Annotated in this window: 17 protein-coding genes and 4 tRNA genes; 10 read left to right on the top strand and 11 right to left on the bottom strand. The window is 70.5% G+C overall.

The window, feature by feature from the left end; genetic code table 11:
• Nucleotides 1–5: 5 nt before the first annotated feature.
• From IE272_RS11565 to IE272_RS11555, 3 genes are all read left to right on the top strand, one after another.
• Nucleotides 6–78: transfer RNA gene (locus IE272_RS11565), tRNA-Glu, on the top strand.
• Between the two features lie 38 nt (nucleotides 79–116).
• Nucleotides 117–191 (top strand) — tRNA-Asp (locus IE272_RS11560).
• Nucleotides 192–212: 21 nt separating this feature from the next.
• Nucleotides 213–286, top strand: a tRNA-Phe gene (locus IE272_RS11555).
• Nucleotides 287–327: 41 nt separating this feature from the next.
• On the opposite strand, the gene IE272_RS11550 is transcribed toward IE272_RS11555, so the two are convergent.
• The 3 genes from IE272_RS11550 to IE272_RS11540 form a co-directional block, all read right to left on the bottom strand.
• The gene (locus tag IE272_RS11550) at nucleotides 328–1209 is read right to left on the bottom strand and encodes a cytochrome c biogenesis CcdA family protein (protein WP_190006776.1); all 882 of its coding nucleotides are present in this window, start codon (nucleotides 1207–1209) and stop codon (nucleotides 328–330) included.
• Entirely contained in the window at nucleotides 1206–2015 is an 810-nt protein-coding gene (locus IE272_RS11545; RefSeq protein ID WP_190006775.1) for a DsbA family protein, read from the bottom strand. The genes IE272_RS11550 and IE272_RS11545 overlap by 4 nt, the downstream gene beginning before the upstream one ends.
• A 65-nt stretch (nucleotides 2016–2080) precedes the next feature.
• Nucleotides 2081–2578 carry a hypothetical protein gene (locus tag IE272_RS11540; RefSeq protein WP_190006774.1) on the bottom strand — a complete coding sequence of 166 codons (498 nt, stop codon included), beginning with the start codon at nucleotides 2576–2578 and terminating at the stop codon, nucleotides 2081–2083.
• Between the two features lie 132 nt (nucleotides 2579–2710).
• On the opposite strand from IE272_RS11540, the gene hrpA reads away from it, so the two are divergent.
• From hrpA to IE272_RS11525, 3 genes are all read left to right on the top strand, one after another.
• Entirely contained in the window at nucleotides 2711–6643 is a 3933-nt protein-coding gene (gene hrpA / locus IE272_RS11535; RefSeq protein WP_190006773.1) for an ATP-dependent RNA helicase HrpA, read from the top strand.
• A 128-nt stretch (nucleotides 6644–6771) separates the two neighbouring features.
• Nucleotides 6772–6846, top strand: a tRNA-Asp gene (locus IE272_RS11530).
• Between the two features lie 162 nt (nucleotides 6847–7008).
• Nucleotides 7009–7299, top strand: a complete 291-nt coding sequence (locus tag IE272_RS11525; protein ID WP_190006772.1) for a DUF6274 family protein — start codon at nucleotides 7009–7011, stop codon at nucleotides 7297–7299.
• Between the two features lie 537 nt (nucleotides 7300–7836).
• On the opposite strand, the gene bldC is transcribed toward IE272_RS11525, so the two are convergent.
• Both bldC and IE272_RS11515 read right to left on the bottom strand, forming a co-directional pair.
• Entirely contained in the window at nucleotides 7837–8043 is a 207-nt protein-coding gene (bldC, locus tag IE272_RS11520) for a developmental transcriptional regulator BldC (protein ID WP_003949541.1), read from the bottom strand.
• A gap of 678 nt (nucleotides 8044–8721) precedes the next feature.
• Nucleotides 8722–9567 carry a DUF8083 family protein gene (locus tag IE272_RS11515; RefSeq protein WP_050358713.1) on the bottom strand — a complete coding sequence of 282 codons (846 nt, stop codon included), beginning with the start codon at nucleotides 9565–9567 and terminating at the stop codon, nucleotides 8722–8724.
• A gap of 174 nt (nucleotides 9568–9741) precedes the next feature.
• Between IE272_RS11515 and IE272_RS11510 the strand changes: the two genes are divergently transcribed.
• On the top strand, nucleotides 9742–10824 hold the full coding sequence (locus IE272_RS11510) for a Leu/Phe/Val dehydrogenase (protein WP_050358697.1): 1083 nt from the start codon (nucleotides 9742–9744) through the stop codon (nucleotides 10822–10824).
• A gap of 280 nt (nucleotides 10825–11104) precedes the next feature.
• Complete coding sequence (locus tag IE272_RS11505; protein ID WP_007447468.1) at nucleotides 11105–11362, top strand: DUF3073 domain-containing protein; 258 nt, start codon at nucleotides 11105–11107, stop codon at nucleotides 11360–11362.
• 145 nt (nucleotides 11363–11507) lie between these two features.
• On the opposite strand, the gene purM is transcribed toward IE272_RS11505, so the two are convergent.
• Complete coding sequence (gene purM / locus IE272_RS11500) at nucleotides 11508–12581, bottom strand: phosphoribosylformylglycinamidine cyclo-ligase (RefSeq protein WP_056702406.1); 1074 nt, start codon at nucleotides 12579–12581, stop codon at nucleotides 11508–11510.
• A 60-nt stretch (nucleotides 12582–12641) separates the two neighbouring features.
• Nucleotides 12642–14168, bottom strand: coding sequence for an amidophosphoribosyltransferase (gene purF / locus IE272_RS11495; protein WP_032790366.1), 1527 nt, complete (start codon nucleotides 14166–14168; stop codon nucleotides 12642–12644).
• 434 nt (nucleotides 14169–14602) lie between these two features.
• On the opposite strand from purF, the gene IE272_RS39285 reads away from it, so the two are divergent.
• Both IE272_RS39285 and IE272_RS11490 read left to right on the top strand, forming a co-directional pair.
• Nucleotides 14603–14695 carry a putative leader peptide gene (locus IE272_RS39285; protein ID WP_373304166.1) on the top strand — a complete coding sequence of 31 codons (93 nt, stop codon included), beginning with the start codon at nucleotides 14603–14605 and terminating at the stop codon, nucleotides 14693–14695.
• A gap of 208 nt (nucleotides 14696–14903) precedes the next feature.
• Nucleotides 14904–16367 carry a sulfatase family protein gene (locus IE272_RS11490; RefSeq protein ID WP_050358699.1) on the top strand — a complete coding sequence of 488 codons (1464 nt, stop codon included), beginning with the start codon at nucleotides 14904–14906 and terminating at the stop codon, nucleotides 16365–16367.
• Between the two features lie 110 nt (nucleotides 16368–16477).
• On the opposite strand, the gene IE272_RS11485 is transcribed toward IE272_RS11490, so the two are convergent.
• The 4 genes from IE272_RS11485 to IE272_RS11470 all read right to left on the bottom strand — a co-directional run bounded on the left by IE272_RS11485 (nucleotide 16478) and on the right by IE272_RS11470 (nucleotide 19664).
• On the bottom strand, nucleotides 16478–17332 hold the full coding sequence (locus IE272_RS11485; RefSeq protein WP_050358700.1) for an META domain-containing protein: 855 nt from the start codon (nucleotides 17330–17332) through the stop codon (nucleotides 16478–16480).
• Between the two features lie 61 nt (nucleotides 17333–17393).
• On the bottom strand, nucleotides 17394–18197 hold the full coding sequence (locus IE272_RS11480) for a maleylpyruvate isomerase family mycothiol-dependent enzyme (protein WP_050358701.1): 804 nt from the start codon (nucleotides 18195–18197) through the stop codon (nucleotides 17394–17396).
• A gap of 41 nt (nucleotides 18198–18238) precedes the next feature.
• Complete coding sequence (locus IE272_RS11475; RefSeq protein WP_190006771.1) at nucleotides 18239–19126, bottom strand: M23 family metallopeptidase; 888 nt, start codon at nucleotides 19124–19126, stop codon at nucleotides 18239–18241.
• Between the two features lie 31 nt (nucleotides 19127–19157).
• Nucleotides 19158–19664 (bottom strand): ArsR/SmtB family transcription factor, encoded by a 507-nt coding sequence (locus tag IE272_RS11470; protein WP_057664088.1) that lies wholly within the window; start codon nucleotides 19662–19664, stop codon nucleotides 19158–19160.

Genomic DNA, 19664 nt, shown 5'->3' with positions numbered 1-19664 from the left:
CAATAGCCCTCATCGTCTAGTGGCCCAGGACGCCGCCCTTTCAAGGCGGTAGCACGGGTTCGAATCCCGTTGGGGGCACGTTTTACCGTGTGCGAGACTTGTTTCGCACATTGCTTGGTCCTGTGGAGCAGTTTGGAGTGCTCGCCACCCTGTCAAGGTGGAGGCCGCGGGTTCAAATCCCGTCAGGACCGCTGCAGCCCCAGCGGCTGCGTGGCTGGGTAGCTCAGTTGGTACGAGCGATCGCCTGAAAAGCGATAGGTCGCCGGTTCGATCCCGGCCCCAGCCACTTCTCGAAGGCCCCGTCCGATGGACGGGGCCTTCGCCGTGTCACACCTTCTCGGTCTCCCCGGCCTCCTCGGTCTTCTCGGTCTTCTCCGCGGGTGCGTCCGTGTCGCGCCGCCGCCAGGCCCGGGCGCCCAGGACGAGCAGCGCCACGAGCACCACCGCTCCGAGCAGCACCCCGTCCGGCACCTGTTCACCCAGGTTCTGCGCCCACTGCTCGACCGCGAAGGAGTCGTCGACCCCCAGCAGACCGGGCAGCGCGGTCGTCCCGTCGTACACGAGGAACAGCGCGCCGAGCCCGATGAAGAACAGCCCCGACAGCAGCGACGTGGTGTGCAGCTCGAACCGGCCGAGCCGGACGGAACGGCCGCGCAGCCAGGCCCGGCGTCCGAGGTCGAAGCGTTCCCAGAGCAGGGCGAGCACGAAGAGCGGTACGGCCATCCCGAGCGCGTAGACCGCCAGCAGCAGCCCGCCGTAGACCGGGCTGCCGCTGACCGCCGCGACGGTCAGGACGCTGCCGAGGATCGGGCCCGCGCAGAATCCGGCCAGGCCGTAGACCGCGCCCAGGGCGTAGACGGAGAACGCCGTGGTGGGGCGGATCCGGCCGCTGAGGGCCGCGATCCGCCGGGACGCGAAGCCGAGGCCGACGATCTGCGCGACGCCGAGCACGATGATCAGCCAGCCCGCGCCCGTGACGAGGGCGTCGCGGTGGCCGTAGAACAGCCGTCCCGCGTAGCTGCCGGCCGCGCCGAGCGGGACGAGGGTCGTGGCGAGCCCGGCGTAGAAGATGCCGGTGCGGGCCAGCAGCCGGGAGGTGGAGTCGATGGAGTACGCGAAGAAGGCCGGCAGCAGCAGCGCGCTGCACGGGCTGACCAGGGCGAGCAGCCCGCCGAGGAAGGCCGCGAAGTAGCCGATGTCCGCCGTCACTTGGCGGGGTCCGCTGCGTCGTTGCCCGCGTTGCCGGTGTCCTTGCCGGTGGTCTTCGCCTGCTCGGCGGCGGCCTCGATGGCCTGCGTGAACGTCTCCTCGGGCTGCGCTCCCGCGATCGGGCGGCCGTTGATCAGGAACGACGGGGTGGACGTCGCGCCGATCCCGTACGCCTGCTCCTGGTCCTTCGCGACGGCGTCCCGGGCGGGCTTGCCGTCGAGGTCCTTCATGAACCGGTTCAGGTCCTTCACCCCGGCCTCTTCGGCGAGCGCCTTGACCCGGTCCTTGCTGAATCCCTTCTCCTTCGCCCCTTCGGCGTAGGCGGCGCTGTGGAACTCCCAGAAGCGGTCCTGCTGCCCGGCGGCCCAGGCGCCGCGCGCGGCGTTGTCGGACTCCTCGCCGAAGATCGGGAAGTTGCGCCACTCGATGCGCAGCGTGCCGTCCTTCACGTACTTCTCGATCAGCTTCGGTTCGGTGTCCCGGGCGAACTTGCCGCAGTAGCCGCACTTGAAGTCGGCGTACTCGATCAGCACGACCGGGGCGTCGGCGCGGCCGGTGGCCAGCTTGTCGTCCGCGTCCCGGCGGGCCAGCTTCGCCAGCTCCGGGTAGACGCCCTCGTTCGGGTCGGCGGAGACCTCGGCGGCCGGGGCGGAGGAGGTGTCCGGGGCGGTGTCGTCGGGGGCGGTGGCCCGGTAGGAGGCGAAGCCGAGGAGACCGGCGGCCACGACGATCACGGCGCCGTAGACCAAAGGCTTGCGGGAGGAGGACTTCTGGCCCGTGGAGACGGGCTTCTTGGGCGTGGGCATGCGGCACTCCGTGCTGATGATCCGGAAGGAGAGGGAGAAGGGCGCGGGTCGGGCGGGTGCCCGGCCTACACCCGCAGCACGGAGAGTTCTACGGGGGTCGGGGTGTACGGGGCCGGGGCGCGGGCCCGCATCCCCGGCGGCGGCTCGGCCGACAGCGCGCCCGTCGCGACGGGCAGCCCCCACGGGGCCAGGCCGGGCGCCTGGTCGTACGCGGAACGGGCGCGGGAGGGGACGGCGGGCTCGCCGTCGTGGTCGCGGAGCTTCCCGCAGCCGGGGACCGGGGTGTCGGCGTCGGCGGCTTCGGCCATCGAGGCCCAGGGCTTGGCCCGGGTCTGGGCGTGGGCCTGGACGTGGGCTTGGGCCTGCGCCTGAGCCTGGATGTGGGCCTGGGTCTGGGTCTGGGGCTGCGTCTGCGTCTGCGTCTGCGTCTGCGCGACGGAAACCGCCGGCGCGGATGCCCCGATCGCGGCTTCCGCCGCCCCGGCCGTCGCCACCGGTCCGCACAGCAGTCCCACGACGACCGCGAGCAGCGCCGTCAGGCTCCACCACTGCGTACGGGACACGGGACCGGGCCTTTCTCGCGCGAGCGACGGTGACGGAGCGTTCGACTGCCCGAAATGGTACGTGCCGCGTGACGCAGCCCGCGCGAAATGAGGTCGCCACTCCGTGGGCCCGGGTGAGATCCTGGGGGCCGTATGTCTACTTCCTTCGCCGATCTCCAGTCCCAGCTCGGACAGCTCTTGCTCCGCGACGCGAACCGGCTCGGCCGGCGCCTCGAAGGAGCGCGCCGCATCCGCAAGCCCGAGGCCCGCCAGTCCGTGCTGGACGAGATCGCGGCCGAGGCGGGCAAGGCGGCCGAACGGCTCGCGGTGCGCGCGGCCCGGCTGCCGGCCCTGTCGTACCCGGAAGAGCTGCCGGTCAGCCAGAAGAAGGACGAGATCCTGGAGGCGATACGCGACCACCAGGTCGTGATCGTCGCCGGGGAGACCGGGTCCGGCAAGACCACGCAGATCCCCAAGATCTGTATGGAGCTGGGGCGCGGCGTCCGGGGCATGATCGGGCACACCCAGCCCCGGCGGATCGCCGCCCGTACGGTCGCGGAGCGGGTCGCGGACGAGCTGAAGACGCCGCTGGGCGAGACGGTCGGCTGGAAGGTCCGCTTCACCGACCAGGTGAATCCGGAGTCGACGTATCTGAAGCTGATGACGGACGGCATCCTGCTCGCCGAGATCCAGACGGACCGCGAGCTGCTGGCGTACGACACGATCATCATCGACGAGGCCCACGAGCGGTCCCTGAACATCGACTTCCTGCTCGGCTATCTGGCCCGGCTGCTGCCCAAGCGCCCGGACCTGAAGGTCGTCATCACCTCGGCGACCATCGACCCCGAGCGGTTCGCACGCCACTTCGGCGAGGCCCCGATCGTGGAGGTCAGCGGGCGGACGTATCCGGTGGAGGTCCGGTATCGCCCGCTCCTCGAAGAGGACAGCGAGGATTCCGACCGCGACCAGATCACCGCGATCTGCGACGCCGTGGACGAGCTGGGTCACGAGGCCCCGGGCGATGTCCTGGTGTTCCTCTCCGGCGAGCGCGAGATCCGGGACACGGCGGACGCGCTGAACAAACGCAACCTCCGGCACACCGAGGTGCTCCCCCTCTACGCGCGCCTCTCCCACGCCGAGCAGCACCGCGTGTTCCAGCGCCACACCGGACGCCGCATCGTGCTGGCGACCAACGTCGCCGAGACCTCGCTGACGGTCCCCGGCATCAAGTACGTGATCGACCCGGGCAACGCCCGCATCTCCCGCTACAGCCACCGCACCAAGGTCCAGCGGCTGCCGATCGAGCGGATCTCCCAGGCCAGCGCCAACCAGCGCAAGGGCCGCTGCGGCCGTACGTCGGACGGCATCTGCATCCGGCTGTACTCCGAGGACGACTTCGTCACCCGGCCGGAGTTCACCGACCCGGAGATCCTGCGCACCAACCTGGCCTCCGTCATCCTCCAGATGACCGCCGCCGGGCTCGGCGACATCGAGAAGTTCCCCTTCATCGACCCGCCGGACCACCGCAACATCCGCGACGGCGTGCAGCTCCTCCAGGAGCTGGGCGCCCTCGACCCCGCCGAGAAGGATCCGAAGAAGCGGCTCACCCCGCTCGGCCGCAAGCTCTCCCAGCTGCCCGTCGACCCGCGGCTGGCCCGCATGGTCATCGAGGCCGACAAGAACGGCTGCGCCCGCGAGGTCATGGTCATCGCCGCCGCGCTCTCCATCCAGGACCCGCGCGAGCGGCCCGCGGAGAAGCAGACCCAGGCCGACCAGAACCACGCCCGGTTCAAGGACGAGACGTCCGACTTCCTGGCGTATCTGAACCTCTGGGCCTACGTCCGGGAGCAGCAGAAGGAGCGCGGCTCGTCCTCGTTCCGCCGGATGTGCAAGCAGGAGTATCTGAACTTCCTGCGCATCCGCGAATGGCAGGACATCTACGCGCAGCTGCGTACGGTCGCCAAGCAGATGGGCATCACCGTCGAGGAGCCCAAGGCGGAGGCGTCCATCCCCGAGCAGGCGGTGCACACCTCGCTGCTGGCCGGGCTGCTGTCGCACATCGGGCTGAAGGACACCGAGAAGAACGAGTACATGGGCGCGCGCAGCGCCAAGTTCGCGATCTTCCCCGGGTCGGCGCTGTTCAAGAAGCAGCCCCGGTTCGTGATGTCGGCGGAGCTGGTGGAGACCTCCCGGCTGTGGGCACGGGTCAACGCCAAGGTCGAGCCCGAATGGATCGAGCCCCTCGCCGGGCATCTGCTGAAGCGCACCTACAGCGAACCGCACTGGGAGAAGGACCAGGCCGCGGTGATGGCGTTCGAACGGGTCACCCTCTACGGGGTGCCGATCATCGCTCAGCGCAAGGTCAATTTCGGTCGTATCGACCAGGAGGCCTCGCGGGATCTGTTCATCCGCAACGCCCTGGTCGAGGGCGACTGGCGCACCCACCACCAGTTCTTCCATGACAATCGCAAACTCCTCGGCGAGGTCGAGGAGTTGGAGCACCGTGCCCGCCGCCGCGACATCCTCGTGGACGACGAGACGCTGTTCGACTTCTACGACCAGCGGATTCCCGAGCACATCGTGTCCGGGGCGCACTTCGACTCCTGGTGGAAGAACAAGAAGCGCGAGGAGCCGGACGCCCTCGACTTCGAGCGCTCCATGCTCATCAACGAGAAGGCCGGGGCCGTCACCAAGGACGACTACCCGGACTCCTGGCGGCAGGGGAAGCTCAAGTTCAAGGTGACGTACCAGTTCGAGCCCGGCGCGGACGCGGACGGTGTGACCGTCCACGTACCGCTCCAGGTGCTGAACCAGGTCACGTCCGAGGGCTTCGACTGGCAGATCCCGGGGCTGCGCGAGGAGGTCGTCACCGAGCTGATCCGCTCGCTGCCGAAGCCGATCCGCCGGCACTACGTCCCCGCGCCGAACTACGCCGACAAGTTCCTCGACCGTGCGGTCCCGCTCCAGGAGCCGCTGCCGCTCACCCTGGCGCGGGAGCTCCAGCGGATGGTCGGCGTGCCGGTCACGGCCGACGACTTCGACCTCTCCCGGGTCCCGGACCATCTGAAGATCACGTTCCGGATCGTCGACGAGCGGCGGCGGAAGGTCGCCGAGGACAAGGATCTGGAGGCGCTGAAGCTCCAGCTGCGGCCGAAGGCCCGGCAGGCGCTCTCCAAGGCGGCCGCGGCGACCGCGGGGCCGTCCGGCGAGTCCATCGAGCGGTCCGGGCTCACCGACTGGACGATCGGCACGCTGAACAAGGTCTTCGAGACGCGTCGTGCCGGGCAGCCGGTCAAGGCGTATCCGGCCCTCGTCGACCAGGGCGACACCGTGGCCGTACGCCTCTTCGACACCGAGGCCGAGCAGCAGCAGGCGATGTGGCGCGGCACCCGGCGGCTGATCATGCTGAACATCCCGGTGCACCCGGCGAAGTTCGCCTCGGACCGGCTCTCCAACCAGCAGAAGCTGGCCCTGTCCCGCAATCCGCACGGTTCGGTCCAGGCGCTCTTCGAGGACTGCGCCACCGCCGCCGCCGACCGGCTGATCGCCGCGCACGGCGGACCGGCGTGGGACGAGAAGGCGTTCCGGACGCTGTACGACAAGGTGCGCGCCGATCTGGTGGACCTGACCGTCCGCACGATCGACCAGGTGCAGCAGATCCTGGCCGCGTGGCAGGCCTGCGAGCGCCGGCTGAAGTCGACGAACAGCCTGACGCTGGTGGCCAACGTCACGGACGTACGGGATCAGCTGGCCCGTCTCGTACCGCCCGGTTTCGTTACGGCCACCGGACTGCGCCGGCTGCCGGACCTGATGCGCTACCTCGTGGCGGCCGACCGGCGGCTCCAGCAGATGCCCACGGCCGTGCAGCGGGACACCACGCGGATGGCGAAGGTCCACGAGATGCAGGACGAGTACGCCTGGCTGCTCGAACAGCTTCCGCAGGGCCGGCCGGTGCCGCAGGAGGTGTTGGACGTCCGCTGGATGATCGAGGAGCTGCGGGTCAGCTATTTCGCCCACGCGCTGGGCACCGCGTTCCCCGTCTCGGACAAGCGGATCGTGAAGGCGATCGACGCCCTCGCGCCCTGACACCGGGGGCCCGCGAGGGGGCGGCGGGGCGGTGACGGAGTCACCACCAGGAGTGAAGTCGACCTGGGCCTCCCACCTCCTGTACAGTCTGGTTTCGCAGCAAGCCGCAAGGCAAGCGGCGAAAACCTGGTCCTGTGGAGCAGTTTGGAGTGCTCGCCACCCTGTCAAGGTGGAGGCCGCGGGTTCAAATCCCGTCAGGACCGCAGTAGAAGAAAGCCCGGATCGTTTCGATCCGGGCTTTCTCGCGTCTTGACGCCGACGGGCGCCACGGGTACCTCGTAGAAGCAGAGGCTGGCCCTGCTTCTCGGCGTTCCTCGGCGCTTCACACGGCGGGGGACGGCCGGGCCCACCGGGAGGTGGCTCGTATGTCCGCGCCCACAGCACGACATGAGACCCGCGCGCTGCTGCGCGCCCATCTGGCGGCCGCTTCGGCCTATCGCCACCTCACCCGGCACTGCGCGGTCTGCCATCGCCTCCTGCGCCTCGCCATGGAGCCCGGGGGCGACGGGGAGCAGGGAGCGCCCGGGGGCCCCTCCGAGGCCCCGCAGGGCGCCGCCCCGCGTCAGGGCTCCACCGGACGGCCGGACGAGGAAGAGGCCGGGACCGGGACCGGGACCGGGACCGGGACCGGGACCGAAAGACCCTCCACGACATGACCATCGGCCGGATGCTTCCGCGTCCGGGCAGTGGCAGGCTCGAAGTTGGCAAGCATCAAGTGGTGTGACGGTAGTCACCGAACGAGTTTTCAGACCGGGGGATTTTACGCCTCCCCTACAACTGGTGAATTTAATATGTGCAATTGCACGAGGGCGGCGGGCTCGCGAGGACCGTTCCGTCCGGGGCTGTCCCACCGCGTCCGGGACGCTCACCCACACTCCCGCACAGACCCGCTCACAGACCCACGAACGCCGCTGTCGGCCACCTGAAGCCAACCGACCGCCCGGTTCTGGGTCGACCCGTCCCCGAGGGCCGGGAGCGGGCCCGGGAGGCCGCGCAGGGCACAAAAAAGATCGCGCTGGACCCGGCGGAGTCCAGCGCGATCGATACGACGACACCCGTGGAACACAGGTATGACGCCCGTTGGGGCAGGCGTCCGTCGAGTGGAGCTATGGGTGGGCGGCTGGGGTTGGGGGACCTTGCAGCTGCCCGGATTGTGATGCTGTGCTGCTGTATTGCTGCGAGGCAGGGGTGTGTCAGGCCTCGCTGCGCTGCTGCGGAATACCCGCAAGCAGTGCGCGGACCTCAGCCTCGCGGTACCGGCGATGTCCACCGAGCGTGCGGATGGACGTGAGCTTGCCAGCCTTGGCCCAACGGGTGACCGTCTTCGGGTCCACGCGGAACATCGTGGCAACCTCAGCCGGGGTCAGCAGCGGCTCGGCATCAGGGGTGCGAGCGGTCATGAGCGGCCTCCTCGGGAGAACCGAACCTTCTCGGTTCTTTCCTCTAAATTCTGCACCTTGACCCGCGTTGCCCGAAATGGCGGACGCGGGCCGAGTCGGTTATAGGACGAACGGCTTGTCCTCGGCACTACAACTACACCATCCGTCCAGCCACGTCGGCCAAACCGATGGAATTGCCCTCCCAGGTGTTCATCAGCGACGGAAGCCGATGGACCATGCCATAGCGGACAGTCACACCCCAGTAACGATCAGTCACAGAGCGAACAGGAGTCGTTCAGACCCCCCATAGAGTGCAATGTCGAGCATCCTGCCCTTACTTGGACAGAAGGAGCCCTCCCCGGACTCCTTGTCCTATTTTGGCATGAGGGGTAGGGATAGGCGCAAGGGCCCCGTTAGTGCTGTCCATCACGCTTGAGGCAAAGGCCCGGTTCAGGACGTAGGTCCTAGGCCCAGCGGAGTACGCTTCCGCCTCGCACATCACACGCGCCACACAGGACGCAGGTTCACGGCCCGTCAACTGTTTGTCGAGCCCCTCTTCGTCGCCCTCCGTCGAAGCGACCCGGCTTCCTCCTCCTTCCGTACGGTCCGGCCTCGCGGCCCGTCCGCCGGCCCCTCGGCCGTCCTGGATGAAGGATGCCCCGGTTCCGTCACCTTGATGCCACTGTGGGCCTTTTCACGTCAATTGGTGAACTGGAGGTCCCGGACCGCCCGCCAGCGCTCCGCGAGCCGCGCGTACGCCTCCCCCGCGCCCTCGCTGTCGCCGTCCCGCAGCGCGGCGAGCCCCTCCGCCACATCCGCCGCCGACCGGTCCCCGGCGAGCCGCTCCGCCGGCAACGCGTGCACGAGGCCCCCGTAGTCCAGCTCGACCAGGGAGCGCGGATGGAACTCCTCCAACCAGCGCCCCACGTCCACCAGGCCCTCGGTCAGCGGGCCCTCGGGAACGTTCTCGCGCAGCGTCCGCAGCGCCCGCGCCAGCCGGCGGCGAGCCTCGACCATCGGGGTGCGGTAGCGCAGAACGGGCCCCGCCCCCTCGCCGTCCGCCGCCGTGTACTCCCGCTCCTCGTCACGGAAGAGGACGAACCAGCGCACCGGAACCTGCCACACCGTCGTGCGGATCCAGGGCCTCGCGTCCGGGTGGAGCCGCTGCCAGCGCTCGTGGTCCGCCGCTGCCTGGCCGCGCACCACCGCGGGCAGCACGACGTCGAGCACGTTGGCCGGAAACATGCCCTCCAGTTCCTCCAGGGCCAGCCAGCCCCTCAGCCTGGTCCGCCACGGGCAGACGCACACCACCTCGTCCAGCTCCGCCACGAACGCGTCGCCGCTCTCGTGCACGGGCACCCCGACCGGCGGCGTCGACGCCAAGTCGGCCAGCGAGCGACGCAGTTCGTCCTGGGCCGTGGGAAGGTCCTCGCGCTGCGCGTAGCGCGCCCAGTGGCTCCGCTCGGGCTCGGCGAATGCGGCGAGCGGCTCGTAGACCCGGAGGTAGGACGTGTAAGGGACGAGCACCGAAGACACCACCGACATGCAGCGCATCGTGTCACGGCGGTACACCCCCAGGGGGTGATCCTCCGCACGGGGGCGGATCCGCGCCGCCGGAGGACTTACGCTCTTGCCCATCGGACCGACCGTGCCGGTCGGTCCGGGGCCCTCCCCACCCCCAGGAGGGCCTCCGCCGCTTCGTACTTGGGAGTCACCACAGTGACCGATGTGACTAACGGCGTCCTGCACACCCTGTTCCACTCGGATCAGGGAGGTCACGAGCAAGTAGTGATCTGTCAGGACCGTGCCACCGGCCTCAAGGCCGTCATCGCCCTCCACTCCACCGCCCTGGGCCCGGCCCTCGGCGGCACCCGCTTCTACCCGTACGCCACCGAGGCGGACGCCGTCGCCGACGCGCTGAACCTGTCGCGCGGGATGTCGTACAAGAACGCCCTGGCCGGCCTCGACCACGGTGGCGGCAAGGCCGTCATCATCGGCGACCCGGAGAAGATCAAGAGCGAGGAACTCCTCCTCGCCTACGGCCGGTTCGTCGCCTCGCTCGGCGGCCGCTACGTGACGGCCTGCGACGTCGGCACCTATGTCGCCGACATGGACGTCGTCGCCCGGGAGTGCCGCTGGACCACCGGCCGCTCCCCCGAGAACGGCGGCGCGGGCGACTCCTCGGTGCTCACCGCGTTCGGCGTCTTCCAGGGCATGCGGGCCTCGGCCCAGCACCTGTGGGGCGACCCGACGCTGCGCGGCCGCAAGGTCGGCGTCGCCGGGGTCGGCAAGGTGGGCCACCACCTCGTCGAGCACCTGATCTCCGACGGGGCCGAGGTCGTGATCACCGACGTCCGCGAGGAATCGCTGCGCCGGATCACCGATCTGCACCCCGAGGTCACCGTGGCGGCGGACACCGACGCGCTGATCCGCACCGAGGGCCTGGACGTCTACGCGCCGTGCGCGCTCGGCGGCGCGCTGAACGACGACACCGTGCCGGTGCTCACCGCGAAGGTGGTGTGCGGCGCGGCCAACAACCAGCTGGCGCACCCGGGCGTGGAGAAGGACCTGGCCGACCGGTCGGTTCTCTATGCGCCCGACTACGTGGTCAACGCCGGTGGCGTGATCCAGGTGGCCGACGAGCTGCACGGGTTCGACTTCGACCGGTGCAAGGCGAAGGCGACGAAGATCTTCGACACCACGCTGGAAATATTCGCACGTGCGAAGGCGGACGGGATTCCGCCGGCCGCGGCGGCCGACCGGCTCGCCGAACAGCGGATGGCGGAGGCGCGCGCCCACTGACCGGGCGGCCCCAGCGGCCCGCCGGCCGACGAGACAAGACTCACCCCGGTCGGCGGGTCGTACCTCCACAAGAGGTTAAAATCGCAGTTGACCAGGGAGGACGGGGCTCCTCGCTGGCCCTGTTCCGGGACCGAAATGCGGGCGGCGTACCGTATGGCCACGGAAGCAGGTACCGTTAAAGCTCTACGGGCACGGTCTCTCTGTCGAGAGTCCGTCCCGAAACATGAACGCGTGTCAAGACTCTGGGGCCGTCGAGCCCCGTCACCGAGGGGGTCGAGCCATGGGGCGCGGCCGGGCAAAGGCCAAGCAGACCAAGGTCGCCCGCCAGCTGAAGTACAGCAGCGGCGGGACTGACCTGTCGCGTCTGGCCAATGAGCTGGGCGCATCGCCTTCGAGTCAGCCACCGAACGCAGAGCCGTTCGAGGACGACGACGAGGAAGATGACCCGTACGCACAGTACGCGGATCGCTACAACCAGGACGATGACGAGGATCAGGACGATCAGTCCGGTCCGTCGTCACAGCGCCGCGGCGCTTGACCTCGCGCTGACACATCAACCCGGTCCGGGCCAGCCCCGGGCCGGGTTCTGTGTGTCCCGGTCCAGGCTTCCCGTGGTGTCGTGCGGTCCCGTGATGCCGTGGTGCGGCGGGCGGGCTGCCCGGCGCACCACGGCGCGACGGTGACTATCGGGCGTAGTCGCCGGTCAGCTCGGCGCCCGTGGTGTGCTCACCGCGGTCGGTGATTTCACCGGCGACCCAGGAGTCGACCCCGCGGTCGGCCAGCGTCGTGAGCGCGGCGTCCACCGAGTCGGCCGGGACGATCGCGATCATGCCGACACCCATGTTGAGCGTCTTCTCCAGCTCCAGCCGCTCGACCTGACCGGCCCTGCCGACCAGGTCGAAGACCGCGCCGGGCGTCCACGTGGAGCGGTCCACGGTGGCGTGCAGGCTGTCCGGGACGACCCGGGCCAGGTTGTTCGCCAGGCCGCCGCCGGTGACGTGGCTGAAGCCGTGCACCTCGGTCGTCCGGGTGAGGGCCAGGCAGTCCAGGGAGTAGATCCGGGTGGGCTCCAGGAGCTCCTCGCCGAGCGTGCGGCCGAACTCCTCGACCTCGCGGTCCAGGGACCAGCCGGCCCGGTCGAAGACCACGTGGCGGACGAGCGAGTACCCGTTGGAGTGAAGACCGGAAGACGCCATGGCGATGACGGCGTCACCCTTGCGGATACGGTCCGGGCCGAGCAGGCGGTCGGCCTCGACCACGCCCGTACCGGCTCCGGCGACGTCGAAGTCGTCCGGGCCGAGGAGGCCCGGGTGCTCGGCCGTCTCGCCGCCGACCAGGGAGCAGCCCGCCAGGACACAGCCTTCGGCGATGCCCTTCACGATGGCCGCGACACGCTCGGGGTGCACCTTGCCGACGCAGATGTAGTCGGTCATGAACAGCGGCTCGGCGCCGCAGACGACGAGGTCGTCCACGACCATGCCGACGAGGTCGTGGCCGATGGTGTCGTACACGCCCATCTGACGCGCCAGGTCCACCTTGGTGCCGACGCCGTCCGTGGCGGAGGCCAGGAGCGGACGCTCGTAGCGCTTGAGCGCCGAGGCGTCGAAGAGGCCGGCGAATCCGCCGAGGCCGCCGAGGCCCGCGACCTCGGGGCGCTGCGTCTTCTTCACCCACTCCTTCATCAGCTCGACGGCACGGTCACCGGCTTCGATGTCGACGCCGGCCGCCGCGTAGGAAGCACCTGTTGTCTCAGACATGGCCTGGGATCTTTCGTGTGGAGATACGGGGCTGGTGGGGGATGCGGCGGCGCGTCCGGGTCACGGACGGCGCAGCGCGTCGGCCGCGGCGGTCGCCGCCGGGCCCGCCGCCAGCTCGGTCTCCAGCAGCTGCTTGCCGAGCAGCTCCGGGTCCGGGAGCTCCATCGGGTATTCGCCGTCGAAGCAGGCGCGGCAGAGATTCGGCTTGTCGATCGTCGTCGCCTCGATCATCGCGTCGATCGAGATGTACGAGAGGGAGTCGGCGCCCATCGAGGTGCAGATCTCGTCGACGGTCATGCCGTTGGCGATCAGTTCGGCGCGGGTCGCGAAGTCGATCCCGAAGAAGCAGGGCCACTTCACCGGCGGCGAGGAGATCCGGATGTGGATCTCGGCGGCGCCCGCCTCGCGGAGCATCCGGACCAGGGCGCGCTGGGTGTTGCCCCGGACGATCGAGTCGTCGACGACCACCAGGCGCTTGCCCTTGATGACTTCCTTCAGCGGATTCAGCTTGAGCCGGATACCGAGCTGGCGGATGGTCTGCGAGGGCTGGATGAAGGTCCGGCCGACGTAGGCGTTCTTCACCAGTCCGGCGCCGAACGGGATGCCGCTGGCTTCCGCGTACCCGATCGCGGCGGGAGTGCCGGATTCCGGGGTCGCTATGACGAGATCCGCCTCGACGGGGGCCTCGGCGGCCAGTCGGCGGCCCATCTCCACCCGGGAGAGGTAGACGTTGCGCCCGGCGATGTCGGTGTCGGGACGGGCCAGGTAGACGTACTCGAAGACACAGCCCTTGGGCTTCGCTTCCGCGAAGCGCGAGGTGCGCAGACCGTTCTCGTCGATGGCGACGAGCTCACCCGGCTCGATCTCGCGTACATAGCTGGCGCCGCAGATGTCGAGCGCGGCGGACTCGGAGGCGACCACCCAGCCGCGCTCCAGCCGGCCGAGCACCAGCGGGCGGATGCCCTGCGGGTCGCGGGCTGCGTAGAGCGTGTGCTCGTCCATGAAGACGAGGGAGAACGCGCCCTTGACGTCGGGGAGCACCTTGGCGGCGGCTTCCTCGATGGTGAGCGGCTTGTCGTTCTCGTCGCGCTGCCCGGCGAGCAGCGCGGTCACCAGGTCGGTGTCGTTGGTCGCGGCGACCTGGGTGGCGCGGCCGTCCTTGCGCGGGAGGTCGGCGACCATCTCCGCGAGCTGGGCGGTGTTGACCAGGTTCCCGTTGTGACCGAGGGCGATCGAGCCGTGCGCGGTGGCACGGAACGTCGGCTGCGCGTTCTCCCACACCGAGGCGCCGGTGGTGGAGTAGCGGGCATGACCGACCGCGATATGGCCCTGGAGAGAACCCAGAGACGTTTCGTCGAAGACCTGCGAGACCAGTCCCATGTCCTTGAAGACCAGGATCTGGGACCCGTTGCTCACTGCGATGCCCGCGGATTCCTGTCCGCGGTGCTGCAGGGCATACAGTCCGAAATAGGTGAGCTTGGCGACCTCTTCACCCGGAGCCCAGACACCGAAGACGCCACAAGCGTCCTGGGGGCCTTTCTCTCCGGGGAGCAGGTCGTGGTTGAGTCGTCCATCACCACGGGGCACAGCACCGAGTGTAGGCGAGATCGACCACTGGTCCGAATTGGGGACCGGTGGGCAAACCCACGGCGGGGCATGGGGAACGGGCCCGCCCGCCGCCCGGGGAGGGCGATTCGCGGGACTTCGACCGGTGACCCTGTGTGACTGCCGCGCATGCGGGGAGGGCCCGCGAGGCGAACGCGGCGCTCACTTCCGGGCCGGGAGACCGGTTACCGACAGGTAGGGGACGGTCGGGGGCGACGGGCGGCCGTGGCGCTCGGTGAACCTGCCCGATCGCCGCCCGGACCGCTGGCCGAACGCTCGTTTCGTGGTGAGCCTCACACCCCCGGAGCTGCGGCCGGGGAGGGACGAGCCGCTCCCCGGCCGACGACGGACCGCCGCGGTCCGCAGTTCGAGACCACCGTTGACAGGCCCATGCCCCGTTGGCAGGCTCCTTCCCCATGCAGCCCCTCGGTGATCTTTCGATCACGCTCGTGGAGCGCCGGCACGTCGATCTGGGACGTGTAGCGAGCGCCATCTGTCGCCGCGTCTGAGACTGCCGCACCTCCCGAACCCCCGCCGGGCTTCCGCCCCGGGCTTCCGTCCCGGGCTTTGGCATGCGTGCACGCGTTCGCCTTCCTCTCTCTTCCGCCCCCTGCGGGCCGGTGCGCCCGACTGCGGGCCCCGGCCCGCCGGGAAGTCGCGCCCATTGCCTCGCGCCCCGTCCTCCGATCGGTGCCCGAGGCCCTCCCAGGAGCCCCCATGACCTCTCGCGATGCGCAGACACGTTCGGAAAAACGATCCGGTACGCCGCTGACCCGGCGCGCCTTCACCACCGCCGTGGGCGCGACCGCCGTCACCGCGGCCGGCATACCGGCGGCCGTTCCGGCATCCGCCGCCGGAACGACCGCCGACGACGTGACACGGGAGCGCCCGTTCCGTGCCGCCCCCGGCAAGCACGCGCGCCGTCCCAACATCCTCTTCATCCTCGGCGACGACCTCGGCTGGGCGGATCTCTCCTCGTACGGGTCTCCGCACATCCGCACACCCCACCTGGACCGGCTGGCGCGGCAGGGCGTCCGCTTCACCGACGCGTACTCGGGGTCGGCGACCTGCTCCCCCACCCGGTTCAGCCTCTACACGGGGCGCTATCCGGGGCGTACGAAGGGCGGACTCGCCGAGCCCATCGCCGACAGGTCGGTGGGGCTGGAGCCCACCCATCCGACGCTGGCCTCCCTGCTGCGCGGCGTCGGCTACTCGACCGCGCTGATCGGCAAGTGGCACTGCGGATACCTGCCGGACTACAGCCCGACCAGGTCGGGCTACGACGAGTTCTTCGGCAACTTCGGCGGAGCCCTGGAGTACTACTCCAAGCTCGGCCTGGCGGGCGAGTACGACCTGTACGAGGGCGACGCCGAGTACAAGGACCTGCGGTACTACACCCGGATCCTCACGGAGCGCGCGAGCGAGTACGTACAGCGTGAGCACGACGGCAGGCCGTGGCTGCTCAACCTGAACTTCACCACCCCGCACTGGCCCTGGATCGCCGACGGCGACACGGAGGCGAGCGCCGAGGTCGTCCGCCGGATCAAGGCCGGCGACCGGTCCGCCCTCCGGCACGGCGACGGCGGCTCGGTCGAGAAGTACACGGAGATGGTCGAGGACCTGGACCGCTCGGTCGGCGAGGTGCTGAAGGCGCTGAAGCGGTCGGGGCAGGAGAAGGACACCCTGGTCTTCTTCGCCAGCGACAACGGCGGCGAGCGGTTCTCCTACAACTGGCCGCTCGCCGGCAACAAGAGCTCGCTCCAGGAGGGCGGCATCCGCGTTCCCTCGGTGCTGCGCTGGCCCGCGCGCGTCGAAGGCCACCAGGTCAGCGACCTCCCGGTGTTCTCCCCCGACTGGACGGCCACCCTGCTGGAGCTGGGCGGGGCACGACCGGACCCCGCCCACCCGCTGGACGGCATCAGCCTCGCGGGATATCTGCTGCGGGGCGAGACGCCGAAGGAACGCGACCTGTTCTGGCGGGTGCGCGGCGAGCGGGCGCTGCGGCGCGGCGACTGGAAGTACTACCGGGGAAGGAGCGGGGCCGACCAGCTGTTCAACCTGGCCGACGACCGGCGCGAGCAGGCCGACCGCGCGAAGGCCGACCCGGAGCGGCTGGCCGCGTTGCGGGCGTCGTGGGAGAGGACGGACTCCGGTCTGCTGCCCTATCCGACGGGTTCCTGACCCACCTCGGTGGTCCGGGCGTTCGGGCCCCGGCCGGCCGGCTCCTGGCCGGGGCCGGGGCCGGGGCCGGGCACCGCCGTCCGTCTGCCCGGCACGGCTGTCCCACGGATTCAGCCGTGCTGGGCGCCGCTCCCGCCCCCGGCGGGTGTGACCGTCGCGCCGATGCCCTTGCCGTCGGCGGCGGTGAGCGTGAGGGCCTTGCCCTTGATCGTGTAAGTGACCTTGCCGTCCAGGGCGGCGAGCACGGCGCGCTCCGTCGCCATCTCGGCCTCCGGGCACATCTTGCGGGTGCCGGCCACCGGTCCGAACGTGATCGTGGAGCCCTTGACCGTCGCCTGGCCGCGGAAGGAGTTGCAGCCGGAGTTGCCCTCCACGGTGCCGTCCTCGGAGAGGGTCAGATGGGGTGCCTTCTCCTTGGGCAGGTCCGCCGGTACGGTCGTGGCGGTCTCACCGCTGAGCAGCGTGGTCACGGCCCACCGGGTGCCGACCAGATCGGCGGGCTTCTCCTCGCTGAGCGCCATCGAGTCGCCGCCTTCGGTGGTGAGGGTCAGCCGGTCGCCGGAGAGCTTCGCGGTGTGCTCGCCGCCCATCGCGTCGATGGCGGCCTTCTCGAACTTCTCGATCTTCACGTCGCACGCCATCTGCGTGGTCACCGGCTTGCCCAGGGTGATCCGATCGCCCTTCACCCGGGCGTCCACGCTGATGTGGTTGCAGCCGAAGTCGGCCGTGGCCCGGCCCTTCGGGTCGATCTCCAGCCGGGCCCCCTCCGGGGCCTCGGTCTTCTTCCCGCCGACGGTCACGGAGTCGACGCGCCACGCGACCCCGGTGACGGGGACGTCGCTCTGCACGCTGTCGCTGCCTTCGCCGGATCCCTTGCCGGAGCCGGAACCCGACTCCGTACCGCAGGCGGCGAGGGTGAGGAGGGCCAGGACACTGACGCTGAGGGTCATCCGTTGTGTGCGCATGGCGATGTGACGGAACGGGGGGCCGATCCGGTTCCGCCCGCTCCGCTTCCCGGTGGCCGCCTCAGCCCATCAGGGGCAGCAGCCCGGCCAGGTCCGCCCGCTCCCCGCTGGCGCTGACCTCGGCGTCCTCCAGGGCCCGCGCCCACTCCGTACGCCCGGTGGCGAGCCGGATCCAGGTCAGCGGGCCGGTCTCGACGACATGGGGCGGGGTGCCCCGGGTGTGCTTGGGTCCGCCGATGCACTGGACCACCGCGAACGGCGGGACCCGCACCTCGACCGAGCCGCCGGGCGCCCGGTCCGCGAGGGCGTCCGCCAGCAGCCGGGTGCAGGCGGCCAGGGCCTGCCGGTCGTAGGGGATCTCCAGCCCGAGCGCCTCGTTCAGGTCGTCCGTGTGGACGATCAGCTCGACGGTCCGGGTGACCAGGTAATCGGTCAGCCGCATCGAGCCGATCCGGGTGGCCAGCAGGCGCTCCCCCGTGCCGGAGGCCGGAACGGCGTCGGCGAACCCCGCTTCCGCCTCCTCGAACAGCGTGGTGAGGTCGGGGCGGGCGGCCGCCAGGTCCTCGACGTCCTCGGCGATCCGGGCGGCGTGCGCGGCGGGGGCCGCCGGCCACTCCAGCAGGGCGACCTGGGGTTTGGGCCCGGGCGGTTCCGGAAGGTCCACGGACCGGGAGACACTGCTCAGCCCCATCGCGATGTGCGCGACGAGCTCGCGCACCGTCCAGTCGCCGAGCCGGGTCGGCCGGGCGAGCTGGTCGGGCGTCAACACAGCGACGGCGTCACGGACATGGGCGAACTGGGCGAGGACCGCCGTCCGGGTCCTGAGGTGGTCGTGGGCGCGCGGGCGCTTCTTGGCCGGGGGCATGGGGCCGAGAGTAACCGGCCCCACCGACATCGCCGCCCGGGTCAGGCCTCCGCGGCCTGCCCCTCGACATGTTCCCCGACCTGCTCACCGACCTGCTCACCGACCGTGAACGTCTCGCCGTTCGCCGGGACTCCGACGCCCCGCCAGGTGAACGGGACACCCCGGGCGGAGTCCGGGTCGGGGCCGTCCATCAGGTGGAAGTGGAGGTGCGGTTCGGTGGTGTTGCCGGAGTTGCCCACCCTCCCGAGCCGCTGCCCGGCGCGGACCGTGTCCCCGGCCTTCACCCGGAGCGAGCCGCGCTGCACATGGGCGTAGACGGCGAACGTGCCCTCGCCGAGGTCGAGGATCACGTGGTTGCCGATGATCCGGTGCGCGCCGAGGATCGAGCGGACATTGGCCTCGATGAGCATCAGGTAGGCGAGGGCGGGCAGGGAGTTGCGGCTCAGGTGGTCACGCTGGCCGTCGCTCGCCCGGACGACCGTGGCGTCGGCCACCGCGAGCAGCGGGGCGCCGAAGGCCGGGAAGTCGCGGTTGCGGCGCACGACCGGCCAGAGGATGCGGAACGGCGGACGGGCCGTGGCCCCGCCCTCCTCCGTCTCCGGCTCGGCCACGATGTCGATCGCGTACGTCTGCCCGTACACGTGCGTCCCGTGGCTCGGCACCTTGTCCGCCGGGCTGTTCAGGGCCGTCCAGCGCCCGGTCACCGGCGGGTCGACCTCGACCGGGGGCCGCGGCTCGCCCCGGGGGGCGGCGGCCCGGACCTGCAGGGTCATCGCCGCCACCATGAGGACGAGAACGACCGAGGCGGGCAGCAGCGTGGTCGCCCACCCGGGTCCGGGCAGATCCGTGACGAACTCGCTGATCATCAGCGCGATCAGGACCGCCCAGGACAGGCGCAGGGCCCTCGCGACGGCTGTGCGGACAGTCATGTTTCCCCCTGTTTTCCCGTTGGCTTCGGCTTCAGGGCCGCGCCGCCGTGAGCACCACCAGCAGCGGCACCACCCGGACCGGCGGAATCTCGTACCGGCCCCGGCCGGCCGCGTGCAGCCAGCCCGCGCCGGTCAGCTGACGCAGGTGGTGGTAGATCTGGCCGGTGGTGCCGACCTCGTCGAGCGCGGCCAGTTCGGCGGCCGTCCTCAGGCCGCCGAGGATCTCGCGGAGCAGGCGCAGCCGGACCGGGTGGCCGAGCGCGGCGAACGACTCGGCGGCGTCCGCCCAGTCCCCGTCGACCAGGGCCTCGGTGAGGGCGCCGTACTGCCATTCGTAACTCTCGCCGGTGGGCAGCCGTACCGAGCCCGTGTAGAGGACTCCCCCGTCGGCGGCGGCCTCCCCGACCTCGGCAAGCTGGTGTTTCAACCCGTCCAACGCCCAGAAGTCGCCGTCGCCCAGGCGGGGGGACCCGGGGTCCTGCCGCTCCAGGGCCGTGAGCCGCCTCTCCAGCTCGGCGACCCGCTGCTCCAGCTCCAT

This window comes from Streptomyces anulatus (assembly GCF_014650675.1).
Classification (GTDB): domain Bacteria; phylum Actinomycetota; class Actinomycetes; order Streptomycetales; family Streptomycetaceae; genus Streptomyces; species Streptomyces anulatus.
This window is presented reverse-complemented; position numbering and strand designations above follow the sequence as displayed.

Excerpts from the sequence above, each read along its gene's own strand:
- IE272_RS11545 (WP_190006775.1), bottom strand. The coding sequence starts at position 2,015 with ATGCCCACGCCCAAGAAGCCCGTCTCCACGGGCCAGAAGTCCTCCTCC.
- hrpA (WP_190006773.1), top strand. The coding sequence starts at position 2,711 with ATGTCTACTTCCTTCGCCGATCTCCAGTCCCAGCTCGGACAGCTCTTG.
- IE272_RS11525 (WP_190006772.1), top strand. The coding sequence starts at position 7,009 with ATGTCCGCGCCCACAGCACGACATGAGACCCGCGCGCTGCTGCGCGCC.
- bldC (WP_003949541.1), bottom strand. The coding sequence starts at position 8,043 with ATGACCGCTCGCACCCCTGATGCCGAGCCGCTGCTGACCCCGGCTGAG.
- IE272_RS11515 (WP_050358713.1), bottom strand. The coding sequence starts at position 9,567 with ATGTCGGTGGTGTCTTCGGTGCTCGTCCCTTACACGTCCTACCTCCGG.
- IE272_RS11505 (WP_007447468.1), top strand. The coding sequence starts at position 11,105 with ATGGGGCGCGGCCGGGCAAAGGCCAAGCAGACCAAGGTCGCCCGCCAG.
- purM (WP_056702406.1), bottom strand. The coding sequence starts at position 12,581 with ATGTCTGAGACAACAGGTGCTTCCTACGCGGCGGCCGGCGTCGACATC.
- IE272_RS39285 (WP_373304166.1), top strand. The coding sequence starts at position 14,603 with ATGCAGCCCCTCGGTGATCTTTCGATCACGCTCGTGGAGCGCCGGCAC.
- IE272_RS11490 (WP_050358699.1), top strand. The coding sequence starts at position 14,904 with ATGACCTCTCGCGATGCGCAGACACGTTCGGAAAAACGATCCGGTACG.
- IE272_RS11485 (WP_050358700.1), bottom strand. The coding sequence starts at position 17,332 with ATGCGCACACAACGGATGACCCTCAGCGTCAGTGTCCTGGCCCTCCTC.
- IE272_RS11480 (WP_050358701.1), bottom strand. The coding sequence starts at position 18,197 with ATGCCCCCGGCCAAGAAGCGCCCGCGCGCCCACGACCACCTCAGGACC.
- IE272_RS11475 (WP_190006771.1), bottom strand. The coding sequence starts at position 19,126 with ATGACTGTCCGCACAGCCGTCGCGAGGGCCCTGCGCCTGTCCTGGGCG.
- IE272_RS11470 (WP_057664088.1), bottom strand. The coding sequence starts at position 19,664 with ATGGAGCTGGAGCAGCGGGTCGCCGAGCTGGAGAGGCGGCTCACGGCC.